This is a genomic window from Actinomycetospora sp. C-140, from assembly GCF_054796175.1.
The window spans coordinates 87186-99765 of the sequence record NZ_JBTWNF010000010.1 but is presented as its reverse complement, the minus strand read 5'-3'; the positions used below and the strand labels follow the sequence as shown (position 1 = coordinate 99765).

Below are 12580 nucleotides of genomic sequence, written 5' to 3'. Positions count from 1 at the left end.
TCCGGCGTGCTTCCGGGCAGACGACGTCCGGTGGTCACGGCTGCCCGAGCAGATGGTCGCCTACGTCTGCGACGACCGGCACGGAGGCACGGGGCCGCACCGGTGGACCGCGGCGGCCGGGTCGCGCGAGCCGACGGAGGACGGCACAGCGGGTGTCACCGACGAGCTCCTCGACCCCCTCGTCCGCTGTGTCCGCGAGGGTGAGCCCTTCGTCGAGTACGGCGTCGTCGAGTACCGCCTCCGCCGGGAGCGGCCCGACCTGTTCCACGCCCATGTCGTCGACCGTGGACACCTGATCCTCGGACAGCGCCAGGCGACGGCGAGCAGCGTTCGCTTCGCCGCCGCCCTCGGACGGCTGGCCGATCGTGGAGTCCTGGTCAAGCGAACGGGACCGGCCACGGGGGCGTGGGCGCACAACGAGCGCGTCACCTACTGGGCGCGGCCCCCCCGCGTCTGCCGCCGGCCCGGACCTGACCTGGATCGACTACTGCACAGCGATCGGTCGAGCGCCGGACTGGACGGACGAGGATCTCGCGGAGCTGGAGCGGGGTGGGCCCTGAGACACCGGGCTCTGCCATCGCGACGAGCTTGATCGACGTTGTCGTGGGTGTCGCCGTTGTCGGTGGTGTTCGATAGAATCGAACACATGAGCGAGGGCGGTGTCGGGCCGGTGGAGCGTGAAGCGCTCGACCGCGCCCGGGAGCGTCTGGTCGCCTCGCGGCAGGAGTACTACCGCGGCCTGGAGGACATCGCCGAGCTCGACCGTCTCGCTGTCGTGGCCCAGACCGGGGACAAGGCGCTGCACCGGCTGCTGGGGGACTTGGGGTTGTTCGACACCGGCGAGGCCCGCCGGCTCTGCGACGAGGCCGCCGACCTGGTCGCGGGACGCTCCCTGGCCGGGGAACCGCTGGCGCCGCGGTATCCGTGCACCGCGGCGGTGCTGGCGGCGGGGCGGACCGGGCCCGCCCACATCGCGATCATCCGCGCGACCATGACGCGGTTGGAGCGGGTGGCCACCATCGCCCCGGGTGATCTCGCCGAGTGTGAGCGGATCCTGGCCGAGGCGGCGGCGGGGTTGCCGCCGCGGATGCTGCGCCGGGTCGCCGAGCGGCTGCTGGCCGAGTTCGACCCCGACGGGGTCGCCCCGCCCGACGGGGCCGACGTGCGCGATGAGTTGCGGTTGCTGCGCCGCCGCGACGGGTCGCTGGCTCTGAAGGGTCGGCTGCAGGACCCGCTGGACGCCGAGATGATCGTCGAGGTGTTCGACCTGCTCTCGACCCCGGCCGGCCCGGACGACGACCGGGACTTGGCCCGCCGGCACGCCGACGCCCTCAAGGACCTCGCCCAGAACGCGCTCGGCGCCACCGGGCTGGCCACCGACGCCCGCCGAGAGAACAGCGACCACACCAGCGACGCCGACGACGAGACGAGCAGCGAGACGGACAGCGACGCCGCCGACACCGCAGCCGACAGCGCCGGCGATGGTGAGGGTGCCGGTGAGGGTGGCGGTGAGGGTGGCGGTCAGCAGGCGCTGATCCCCGAACCGCGGATCCCCGAGCCGCTGCGGGCCGCACCAAGCCCCACGCCGAGCCCCACGCCGAGCCCCACGCCGAGCCCCGCGTCCGCCCCGATCACCGGGCCGGCCCGGGCCCTGCTCACGATCACCATCGATCACCGGTGGCTCTGCGACGCCGTCGGGCACGGCACCCTCGAGTCCGGGCAACCGGTCGACGTCGCCACCGTCCGCAGCTGGGCCTGCGACGCCGGGATCGTGCCGATGGTCCTCGGCTCCCGCGGCGAACCATTGGACGTCGGGCGGCTGTCCTACACCGCCCCCGAAGGCATCCGCCGCGCCCTGATCGTGCGCGACGGTGGCTGCGCGTTCCCCGGCTGCACCCGACGACCCCGCCGCTGCCACGCCCATCACGTTCGCCACTGGCTGGACGAGGGCCCGACAGCGTTGGACAACATGACGTTGTTGTGCCGGTTCCACCACCAGCTCATCCACCACGGCCACTGGACCGTCGCCATCCTCGACGGCCTGCCCTGGTTCACACCACCGAGCTGGATCGACCCCGACCGACAACCCCGGCCCGGCGGACGGGCACGCGTGGCCGGCTGATCGTCGCGACGACCGTCGCGGCGGTGAGGGGTCGCGTGTGGGCGGCTGGCGAGATCGAGAACAGCACCGGCACCGACGAGCCGGCGGCGAGGAACAGCACCGACACCAGTGCAGGTGGTGCTTGAGCAAGAGAGCACGACCGCATCGGTCGGCCGCCGGGTCCACGAGTAGGGCGGTGCCTACGGGTTCATCACGGCGCGATCCGGTGGCGCGGACTCCGCACGGGTCGGCCGACGTCCGATCGCCGCGAATCCGCAGAGGAAGAAGCGCGGCTGTTCGGCTGCGCCGTCGAGCACCGCGAACTCCCGTTCCCATCGAGCGATGTCGTCGTCGGTGACGGTCCCCGCCTCGACCATCGCGTGGCGGGCCGACCATCCGGGCCCGCGACTGCCGGGCCCGCGCCGGACGACCTGGCACGTGCCGTCGAAGTGGACGACCTCGAGCGCGGCCGCCGACAACAGGTCCCCCAGGCGCAGCCCGACCGACGGGTCGTTGCCGCTCTCACGGACGAACCGCTGATAGGTCTCGGAGAGCTCGCTGACCGGCGCGGTCGGCGGACGGATCCGCGTCATCGTCATGTCGATGTCGAACACGAAGACCGACCCACCCGGACGCAGGAGGGATGCCGCGTGGTCGACGATCTCCTGCTCGCCTCCGCCGTTGTGGGCCAGGACGTGGCGGATGACGACGGTGTCGAACGACCCCGGCTCGAGTCCGGACGAGCTCGCGGGGGCTTCCACCACCTCGAGGTTCCTCACCCCGGCCGCTGCCGCATCGGCGCGCGCACGGGCGACCGTGGCCCCCGAGGTGTCGACGCCCACCAGCCGTCCCGACGGACCGACGAGGTCGGCCAGACCCAGCAGGGTCGCCGCCGGGCCACAGCCCAGGTCGGCCACCCGAGCCCCGGGCACCACGCCGGCGCGGGGCCACAGGTCCCGGTGCAGCTCCCGCCCGCGCCGCGCCTGGGCGCGCAGGCGTTCGGTCTCCTCGTCGGACTCACCGAGCGCGTACTCCGCCATCCCGAGCGATGATCCCGGAGATCCTCGGAGCGCGCCGTCCGCCCCCGTCGTCGGGCTACAGCTGCGCCGTCGCCAGCCGCGCGCCCTCCGCCATGGCGGCGCACTTCGCCCACACGATGCCCGGCGACACGACGCCCTGCTGGGCAGCGGTCCCGAAGCCGCAGTCGGAACCGGCCAGCACGTTCGGCCGACCCACGAGCCGTCCGTAGCGGACGAGACGCTGGGCGATCAGCTCCGGGTGCTCGATGTAGTTCATCGTCGAGTCGATGACGCCGGGGATGAGCACCTTCCCGTCGGGCAGCTCGACGTCCTCGAAGACCTGCCACTCGTGCTCGTGCCGCGGGTTGGCCGCCTCGAGGGCGATGCCGTTCGGTCGGGCCTCGAGCACGATGTCGACGATGTCGCGCAGGGCGACGTCGTGGTGGTGCGGCCCCTCGTAGTTCCCCCAGCACAGGTGGATGCGCATCCGGTCCGGGTCGATGCCCGCGGTGGCCTCGTTCAGCACCTCGACGTCCTGCCGGGCGATCACGCGGAACTCCTCGAGGCTGCGGTCCTGCCACTGCAGGTGCCGGCACATCGCCAGGTCCGGGCAGTCGAGCTGGAGCACGAAGCCGGCGTCCACGATCGCCTCGTACTCCTCCCGCATCGCCGCACCGATCGCGCGCAGGTACTCCTCGCGGGTCGGGTAGTGGTGGTTCGCGAAGAAGGCGGCGACGACGCCCGGGGACGCCGCCGACATGAAGACCTCGGTCGCGCCGCCGTCCGCCGTGGCCGCGCGGAGGTTCTCGATGTCGACGCGGACCTGGTCGTGGTCCTTGACCGCGATCGGCCCGGTGCAGGCAGGCGGCGCCAGGACGTCGCCGACGTCGGCTGCGTTGAGCTGCATCCACCGGTTCATGAAGTCGGGGAACTCCATGAGGTCGCTGAGCCCGAGGACGGCCTCGCCCTCCCCGTCGAACCCGCTGAGCCGCTCGCGCACGTACGTCGAGTAGCTCTCCTTGCTCATCTCGCCATCGTTGAGGACGTCGACGCCGGCCTCCGTCTGTCGACGGACCACGTCGGTGACCGACCGGCGGACGCTCCTCGCGAACTCTCCCCCGTGGACGTCGCCGCGCGCGAAGAGCGCGCGCAGGTCGTCGGGCCGGGGAAGGCTCCCGGTGTGTGTGGTCAGGATGCGCTCGTCGCTTCTCCTCATGCGCGGACCTCCTCGTCCGGACCCAGCCGAGGAGCCCATGCAACCACCGTGGACGGATCTCGGAGAAGCGGCCGATCGTCGGCACGCGGTGCTCAGATCACGCTGACCGTGCCGGCGTCCCCGTCGACCCGGACGCGGTCGCCGGTGCGGATGCGGTCGGTGGCCGAGCCGGTCCCGAGCACGGCCGGGATGCCGTACTCGCGGGCGACGATCGAGCTGTGGCTCAGCGGGCCGCCGATGTCGGTGACCACCGCCGCGGCGCGAGCGAACAACGGTGTCCAGGCGGGAGTCGTCATCCGCGCGACCAGCACCTCGCCGGGCTGCATCGCGCCGAAGTCCTCGGGCCCCCGCAGCACGCGGGCCGGCGCGGTGACCGACCCGGTGGAGCCGGGCACGCCGGTGATCTCCTCCCCCGACGGTGTGGCGGCGCCCGGCAGGAACGGACCCACGAGCCGCTGCAGCCAGCGTGCCTCCGGCAGCATCTGCGGCGGCGAGACGAGCGCGCGACCGCGCCGCAGGGCCCGTCGCTCGTCCAGCGGCGGGGACACCTCCTCGCCACGGATCGCGGACCGGAGCTCGGCCTCGGTGAGCCAGAAGACGTCGTCGACGCCCACCCCGACCCGCGTCCCGAGCTCACGCAGCATCCGTCGCATGTGCGGCCACGCGAGCCCGACGTCGGCGAGGGCGTCTTCGCGGATCGGTGCGAGCGTGCGGGCGCGGCGCAGCAGCGCGTCGAGGATCCGACGTCGCACCGGGTCGAGCCGCGACCGCAGCTCGCGCGTCCGCGCGTCGCGCTCGGCCCGCAGTCGCTCGCGGCGCACGTCCGGATCGGTGCCCTGGTCCGACATCTGGAAGCGGATGGTGTCGAGCAGCGTGCCCGGGTCGTCGGCGGCGGTGGGCTGGGCGAAGTCGAGGTCGAACACGGCGTGGCCGTAGCGCTCGAGGTGCTCCCGGAAGCCGCGCCGCCACGCGTCGGTGTCCATCCCGGTCGCGCGGGCCTGCATCGCCAGCGCGTAGAGCGAGCGCTCGGCCCGGATCGGTTCGCTGTCCTCGCCGAGCAGCAGCACGTGGGCCGCCGGGTCGCCCGGGCGCCGGACCGCCCGGTCGTAGAACGTGGTGAACGCGATCTCCGCGGTCGCGGCCAGCGGGATCACCGACTGCACGGCGGTGTAGTACGTCGCGCCCGCGCGCAGGAGGGTGACGACGCCGTCGAGCAGCTCGCCGGCGGAGAGCGTCGCCGGGTCCGTCGCCGTCCACTCCGCCACGGCCGCGACGTAGGCCGGGTGCGCCCGCTCGCGCCATCCCCGGACGCCGCCGCGGGTCTCGGTGCGGTTCAGGCCGCGCAGCGCCCGCGGGAGCCGCAGGATCATCCACGCGAGCCCGCGGGTCCGGTAGAAGTAGTACGCGTAGCCGTTGATCGTCGGGAAGGCGATGTCGCCCTCGGGCACCGGCTGACCCAGCATCTGGGCGAACAGCTCGCGGATGGACCCGGTGACCGCGGGGTCGATCAGGTCCGCGAACAGCGGCGTGAGCGGGCTCGGCATCTGCTCGACGATGCTGGCCCGGAAGTACGCGCCGCCCGGGTACGGCAGTGGCCACGTCTCGGGTGGCGGCGCCGCGGGCGCGGGTAGCGCCGTGATCGGCCGCGACTGGACCAGCGCGAACGCGCCGCCCGACCGCGCCCACTCGATGTCCTGCGGCGCGCCGAAGTGCTCCTCGGCCCGCACCCCGAGGCGGGCCAGCTCGGCCACGGCGGCGGCGTCGAGCACCCCCGTCCGCCGGCGGTCCGCGGGCACCGGGGCCTGGGTGGTGCCACCGCCGGTCGGCACGGTCATCTCGGTCTTGGTCGCGACGGTGCGGGCGACCTCGGCGAGCGTGCCCTTGTCGACGACGATCTCGTCGGTCGCCGCGAGCCCGCCGACCACGGACTCCCCCAGCCCCCAGGCGGCGCTGATCAGGATGCGGTCGCGGCGTCCGGTGGTCGGCTCCGCGGTGAACAGGACGCCGGACGCCTCGGCCTCGACCATCCGCTGCACGACCACGGCGAGCCGCACGTCCGCCGGCGCGATGCCCTGCCGGGCGCGGTAGTCGATCGCCCGCGGTGTCCACAGCGACGCCCAGCAGCGCACGACCGCGTCGAGCACGGCGTCCTCGCCGCGGACGTCGAGGAAGGTCTCCTGCTGGCCCGCGAAGCTGGCGTCCGCGAGGTCCTCGGCGGTGGCGGACGACCGGACGGCGACCGGCCCCGCCCCCAGATCGGCGTAGGCGGCCCGGACCTCGCGAGCCACCTCGACCGGCACCGCCGCACCGAGGAACGCGGCGCGCACGTCACCGACCGCCGTCACGTCCAGCCCCGCGGCGTCGACGAACGCCGCGTACGCGTCCGTCGTCAGCACCACCCCCGGCGGCACCGGCAACCCGGCGCGGACCAGCTCGCCGAGGTTGGCTCCCTTGCCGCCGGCGAGCGCGACGTCACCGGCCCCGACCTGCGCGAACGTCCGGACGAACTCCACGAGCCCAGTGTGCTCCGGCCGGGTCCGGCGCGTGGACGGACCGCGTCAGGGCGGGCCGGCCTCGGGTGGCCGATCCTTCAGTCGCTTCTGGATGGCCGTGATGGTGATGCCCTCGTTGGCCGCGTGGGTGCCGCCGGCGTGGTTGAGCCGCTTGACGTTCTTGCCGCCGCCGTGGTGGAGGCCGATGAGCTCCCAGTCGTCGTTGAAGACCGGGCTGCCGGAGCTGCCGGCCTCGGTGGGCGACCGGTAGTGCATCAGGCTCCGGTCGTAGTCCAGCAGGAGGTTGTCCTGCAGGGAGAACTGCGGCTGGGACAGGCCCCGCGGGTGGCCGATGACGTAGGCCCGGCGGTCCTCCAGCGGCTTGCGGGGCAGCTTCCGGGCGACCGGGGTCGGTACGACACCGTGCGGGTGGCCATCCAGTTCCAGGATCGTCGTGTCCAGCCCGCCCTCCCCCGACGGCTGCGTCCAGCACACGCGCTTCACGTGGAAGTGCGTGCGCGCGACGGGGTCGTCGTCGAGGCCGTGGAAGGCGAGGAACGTCTCCTCGGGTTCCAGCGTGCCCGGCACGACGTGGTTGTTCGTGACCACGACGAGCTCCGGGAGGTGGCGGTGGAGATCCCGCCCCGCGACGAGGAACCCGGTACCGACACCCTCGCCGCTCGGGTTCTGGATGCTGGTCACCGACCGGCACCGCAGCAGCCCGTTGCGGTACCAGCCGAGGGATCGGTAGCGCTCCGACCCGAGGATGTGTTCCAGACGGACGCCACGGAGATCGCTCTCCAGGCGTGACGCCCGGACGTCGGCGGGCTCCACCGTGACCTGTCCGCCGCCGAGCTCGAGCAGCGCGGAGCGCAGCTGGGCGAGCAGCTCCGTCCCGGGCGAGCTCAAGGTGTCGAGCTCCCAGACCGTCAGGAGCTGGCGGTGGAAGGACGCCACCGTGAACCCGTCGGGTCGCGTCGCGAGGAACGCCTCGACCCGCTCGATCGCGTCCTCGTCGCGGCCGAGCGCGAGCGCGGCCTCGCACGCCGTCAGCTCGGTCCACGTGTCCGGCGACGCCTCCTCGACGACCTGCAGCACGGCACCCGCCAGGTCCGCCGCGGACGGGCGCGGAGGGCGCAGGACGAATCCCTCGCGTTCGGCGCGCGCCAGGAGCGCCACCGCGTTGATCCCGTGCCAGGTCCGGTGCGGCCTCTCCCAGTACGTCGTCAGGTAGGCGTCGAGGGACCGCGTGAAGTAGTGCTGGCGACGGACCGGGTCGGAGCAGGCCAGGAACAGCTCCTTGTAGCAGCGACCGATGCCGCCGCGGGCCTCGAGGTGGTCGAACTCCGAGAGCGTGTCGTCCTCCGCGAGCTCGCGGTAGATCTGGAGGGCCGCCGCGGGCTTGCCACGGTCTACCAGGGCCTGGGCGTACTGGCGCCGGACCACGGGTGTGTCGGACCCGAGCGCGAGGGCGGCGTCGGCGACGAGCTCGAGCTCGGTGTACCGCAGGCCCCGGCGCAGCGCCTGGAGGACCGGGCCGACGCTGTCCGGCAGACCCGGCAGCGCGTAGAGGTGGTCGGCGTAGGAGTGCGCGAGCTCGTCCACGGTCGCCCAGTCGAACGAGCCCGTGGCCGCCCGGAACTCCTTGATCCAGTTCCGCCGGGTCACGCTCACTCCCCCGCGTCCGTCGCCGCGAGTGCTCCGCGACGACGCCGCTCAGGCACCGGCCGCGTGATCGCCGCGCCGCGGTCCCCCGGACGGACTGTCCTCCGGGATCAGCGCGGCCCAGGCGCTGGCCAGGTTCCCCCGCTGCGCCGGTCGGGACTCCAGATCGACACCCGTCTCGATGCCCTCGGTCGCGTGCCAGTCGAGGCGCTTCTCGACGATCTTCGCGATCGCGACCGCCGGCTTGGCGACGCCGAGCTTGTCGACGAACGCGACCACCGGGAAGAACAACGGCTGGGTGCCGCGCAGATAGCGGTCCGGATTGATCGCGGCCATGTGCTTCGGGCCGATCTGCATGAACCACAGCACCGTGATCGTCGTCCACACGATCGTGAACGCCTTGAGGCCGTTGCCGGTGATCCCCTCCCCGTTCCCGAACGGCAACGGGACGCTCTCCGGTTCCGCCAGGACGGTGGCAGTGGTGACGATCAGCGCCACGAACAGCTGGCGCGCGGCGAGCCATCCGGCGAGTGCCGATTGCGGACGGTCCGGATAGATGCGGCTCCAGCTGTCGATGACCGCCACTTCCAGGCCCTCCATCACCGCGAGCAGCAGCATCAGCAGGATCGCGATGATGCCCCGGATGAGCGGGCCGACGGACCCCTCGCCGAGCGCGTGGACGATGCTGGCCACCCAGAGGATCGTGAGGATCAGCCAGGCGACGAAGAGCACCGCCCCGACGACCGACCGCACGGCCTCCCCGCCCCTGGACGTCCGCTGCTCGGTCGCCATGTCGCCATCCCCCACAGGAGCCGTGTCCGACATCGACTCTCACGTCGACTTCACAGAGTGACGGTTGCAGTCGGGATGGAGAGGGTCAATCCGCCGTTCGTGACGGTGAGCGCCTCGAGATCATTCCTCAGCGTGTTGGATGATTCGCCGAGTGGGCCCGTCAGTTCGGCGTCGACAGGTCCCGATGACCGCCTCGGATGATCTGGAGGCCGGCCCGCCGGAGGTACTCCGGGATCGCGGCGACGACGTCGCGATCCTTCTGCCGAGCGGGCTCCGTCAGGTGCTCCCACGCCACGAGGTCGGGGTGCGTACGCGCCGCGTCGTCCCGTTCACCGAGGCGCCAGCCGCGCCCTTCCCGATCTTCCATCCAGCGCTCGTGCTCGGCGCGCGCCAATTCCTCGATCTCCCCCGTCTCGAACTCGAACCGGGTGTCCGGCTCATCCAGCGGGACGACGGCACAACCCATCCGGCGAATCTTGTCCGTGATCGAGAACGCCTGCGCCAGATTGGCCTGGCGGAGATCGTCGGGGAGCCGGTCCCAGGGAACGGAGGACGGGTTGTCCTCCGTCGTCTCCCCGCGGGCACGCGCGTTGCGCACGTAGACGTCGTGTGCCGCGCGGGCGATGTCGAGGTAGAGACCGCTGCGCAGTGACGACACCGCGTAGACGTGGTCGGTGGTGTTGAAGACGTGGAAGCGCGCACGGCCGACGGACGACACCGCGAAGTCCGCCCCGGTGATCGCACCGCCCAGGGCCGTGCTCGAGCCGACGGCCACGACGACGTCGACCGACCGGTCGCGCCACGTCCTCGTGAGGCGGAGTCCGGTCTGCAGCGCGACGAGGTCGTCGTCGAGGCAGACGAACACGGTCGCCAGGTCCGCGGGCACGTCGATCTGCTCCGGCTCGCACGACGCGCTCGAGGTCCAGGGGATCGCCGGGTCGCCCTGGACATCACGGCGCGCGAGCTCGCGGACGACGGCGTCGAAGGGCCCTCCGGACCCGATGACCAGTGCCGATCCGCTTCCGCCCGCCGGCGGGAGGTGGAGGTCCAGCATGCGTCGCGCCGCGCGCCCGGACGGGACGAAGACCTCCACGCGGAGGGCGGAGTCGGCGTTGAGCTCGTGGGCGGTGACGGCCGCGCCGAGCGCCGGCGAGGTCATCTCGAGGAAGCAGCGCGGAGGGTCGGGGAGCCCGGCCAGGGACGCCCGGAGAACGACACCCACGTCGGCGTTCCGCGTGCTGTCGCCCGTCACGACGACCACTTCGCGGGCCCGGTGGCTCCGGGCCTCCCGCAGCACACCGGCGTCCCGGGGATCGCCCGTGACACGCAGCATCCTCGTCCTGGCGTCCGCGACGTCCGCCTGGCGCGCCACCTCGACGCCGGGCGTGGACCCGTCGACCACGACGCAGGTGCGGCCCTCCTCGACGACGGAGCGCGCGACCAGCAGCGCCGCTGTCCCGCTGCCGCAGACCACGGTGTGGTCGTGGAGCCGCCGGGCGCGGACGACGTTGTAGGTGGAGTCGTACACCGCTTTCGCCGTCAACCACACGGCGAGGAACGTCGTCGACGGCGCGAGGAACCGGGCGACGTCGAGCTCGACGGGCAGGTGCGACGCCTGCTGCAGCGGCGCCGAGTCGAGCAGGAAGAGCTGCAGGGTGTAGTAGAGGATGTCGGTCCAGCCCTCGCCCGCCTCGATGCCGGGGGCGGGGAGGAAGCGCTCGAAGCCGACGATCCCGAGGACGATCGCCGTCACCGCCACGACGCCGACCGCGAGCCTGGCCAGGGCCTCCGTCTCGCTGGAGCGGTGCGCCGAGCCGTCGGTCGCGCCGCCCACCAGTCCACGAGCCTGCTCACGTGGACGGTGTGGCGACGTCACCCGATCTGCCCCGCTCCTGGTCCCGGTCGGTGATCCTTCGCGATCGGACCCAGTGTGCTCCGCTCAGGCCCGGAGCGCGGACATCCCGACCCACTGGTCCCACGGCACCGTCCAGTCCGAGATGTCGCCGTCGGCGGGCGTCAGCGGGATCGGGCTGTTGGTGACCTCGACGGGGTCGCCGTAGATCGCCGTGCCGAAGTACTGCTCGGCGTTGTCGGTCGAGAGGTTCACGCAGCCGTGGGTGACGTTCTCGGAGCCCTGGTCGCCGGTGGTGTCCGGGTTGGCGTGGATGAACTCGCCGTTGTTCTCGATCCGCACGGCCCAGTGCTCCGGGACGTTCTCGTAGCCGTACTTCGGGTTCGACATCAGCACGGTCTCGTTCTTCTCCATGACGACGTGGATGCCGTTGGTCGTGTTCCGGTTCGGGTCGGAGCCGAGCCCGTAGCTGGCCGGGAAGTTCATGCTCTCCTGGCCGTTCGTGATCACGACCATCTGGTGGCTGTTCACGTCGGCCCGCACGATCTGGGAGCGGCCGATCGTGAACCGGCTCGTGACGTCGGCACGGCCCCAGACGCCGTCGCCGTCGTCGACGCCGAGCTGGTGGACGGTGACGTCCACCTGCGTGCCGGGCGTCCAGTAGTTCTGCGGCCGCCAGTGGGCGCGCGAGCCCCCGTTGTCGTCGTCGAGCCATGCCCACGAGCCGACGGTGGGCACGGACGTCCGGACCTGCATCGCCCGCTCGGCGGCGGCCTTGTCGGCGACGTGGTGGTCGAACTGCACGATGACCGGCGCGCCGACCCCGACCGTGTCGCCGTCGCCGATGTTGACGTGGGCGCCGGTCGTCTCGTCGGGCGTCACCGTCGTGAACGCGCCGGCGATCGGCACCGCGCCGCCCGCGTCGGCGCTCACGTGACCCGACCAGGTGTAGGTGTCGTCGTAGGCCAGCGCCGCCGTCGCCGTCCAGTCGTGCCCGTCGGGCGACACGGTGCCCGGCACGGCGGTGCCGTCGGACCCGACCAGCGACACGTCGGCGATCCGGCCGTGGTCGACCGCGACGGACGGGACGGCGTCGGGCGGAACGTCGGCGGCACCGACGCCCGGCGAGGCCGTGACGACCGCGGCCGGGGCCGGTGGGGGTCCGGACGACTCCGCCTGGTCACCCACCGACGAGGGCGACGCCCCGGCCGACCCCACCTCTCCCACCACACCGCACACCAGCAGACCGACCGCCAGCACCACCATGACGGTCACGAACAGCCGCGCCACCACTGCTCCCTCGTCCCTCGACTCGCACCCAATCTACGACCCGGGGTCAGGCATTCCGGTGAGGCGGGAGTGTCGTGCGCCGCGAATCGGACGAACCGTTCCGAGACAATTCTCGAAGGGACGGAAGGACTCACCGCGGACATTCCGCGACGA

The 12580-nt window shown here is 72.6% G+C and carries 9 protein-coding genes; 1 reads left to right on the top strand and 8 read right to left on the bottom strand.

Translation table 11 applies throughout. The features are described 5' to 3' along the window. Window positions 1-34: 34 nt before the first annotated feature. Entirely contained in the window at window positions 35-292 is a 258-nt protein-coding gene (locus ACR9E3_RS17780; RefSeq protein ID WP_460381794.1) for a hypothetical protein, read from the bottom strand. Between the two features lie 354 nt (window positions 293-646). Between ACR9E3_RS17780 and ACR9E3_RS17775 the strand changes: the two genes are divergently transcribed. Continuing rightward, window positions 647-2122 carry an HNH endonuclease signature motif containing protein gene (locus tag ACR9E3_RS17775; protein ID WP_460381792.1) on the top strand — a complete coding sequence of 492 codons (1476 nt, stop codon included), beginning with the start codon at window positions 647-649 and terminating at the stop codon, window positions 2120-2122. Between the two features lie 179 nt (window positions 2123-2301). Here the strand turns inward: ACR9E3_RS17775 and ACR9E3_RS17770 are convergent, their stop codons facing one another. From ACR9E3_RS17770 to ACR9E3_RS17740, 7 genes are all read right to left on the bottom strand, one after another. Continuing rightward, window positions 2302-3141, bottom strand: a complete 840-nt coding sequence (locus ACR9E3_RS17770; RefSeq protein ID WP_460381790.1) for a methyltransferase domain-containing protein — start codon at window positions 3139-3141, stop codon at window positions 2302-2304. Window positions 3142-3196: 55 nt separating this feature from the next. Continuing rightward, entirely contained in the window at window positions 3197-4336 is a 1140-nt protein-coding gene (locus tag ACR9E3_RS17765) for a cobalamin-independent methionine synthase II family protein (protein WP_460381788.1), read from the bottom strand. 92 nt (window positions 4337-4428) lie between these two features. Continuing rightward, on the bottom strand, window positions 4429-6849 hold the full coding sequence (locus ACR9E3_RS17760) for a PEP/pyruvate-binding domain-containing protein (protein ID WP_460381786.1): 2421 nt from the start codon (window positions 6847-6849) through the stop codon (window positions 4429-4431). Between the two features lie 45 nt (window positions 6850-6894). Further along, window positions 6895-8496: a trypsin-like peptidase domain-containing protein gene (locus tag ACR9E3_RS17755; protein WP_460381784.1), complete on the bottom strand. Its 1602-nt coding sequence runs from the start codon at window positions 8494-8496 to the stop codon at window positions 6895-6897. A 48-nt stretch (window positions 8497-8544) separates the two neighbouring features. Then, entirely contained in the window at window positions 8545-9225 is a 681-nt protein-coding gene (locus ACR9E3_RS17750) for a hypothetical protein (RefSeq protein WP_460381782.1), read from the bottom strand. A 220-nt stretch (window positions 9226-9445) separates the two neighbouring features. Further along, on the bottom strand, window positions 9446-11119 hold the full coding sequence (locus ACR9E3_RS17745; protein ID WP_460381780.1) for a RyR domain-containing protein: 1674 nt from the start codon (window positions 11117-11119) through the stop codon (window positions 9446-9448). A gap of 105 nt (window positions 11120-11224) precedes the next feature. Beyond that, window positions 11225-12427 (bottom strand): L,D-transpeptidase, encoded by a 1203-nt coding sequence (locus tag ACR9E3_RS17740; protein ID WP_460381778.1) that lies wholly within the window; start codon window positions 12425-12427, stop codon window positions 11225-11227. Between the last annotated feature and the right edge of the window lie 153 nt (window positions 12428-12580).

Excerpts from the sequence above, each read along its gene's own strand:
- ACR9E3_RS17775 (WP_460381792.1), top strand. The coding sequence starts at position 647 with ATGAGCGAGGGCGGTGTCGGGCCGGTGGAGCGTGAAGCGCTCGACCGC.
- ACR9E3_RS17765 (WP_460381788.1), bottom strand. The coding sequence starts at position 4,336 with ATGAGGAGAAGCGACGAGCGCATCCTGACCACACACACCGGGAGCCTT.
- ACR9E3_RS17770 (WP_460381790.1), bottom strand. The coding sequence starts at position 3,141 with ATGGCGGAGTACGCGCTCGGTGAGTCCGACGAGGAGACCGAACGCCTG.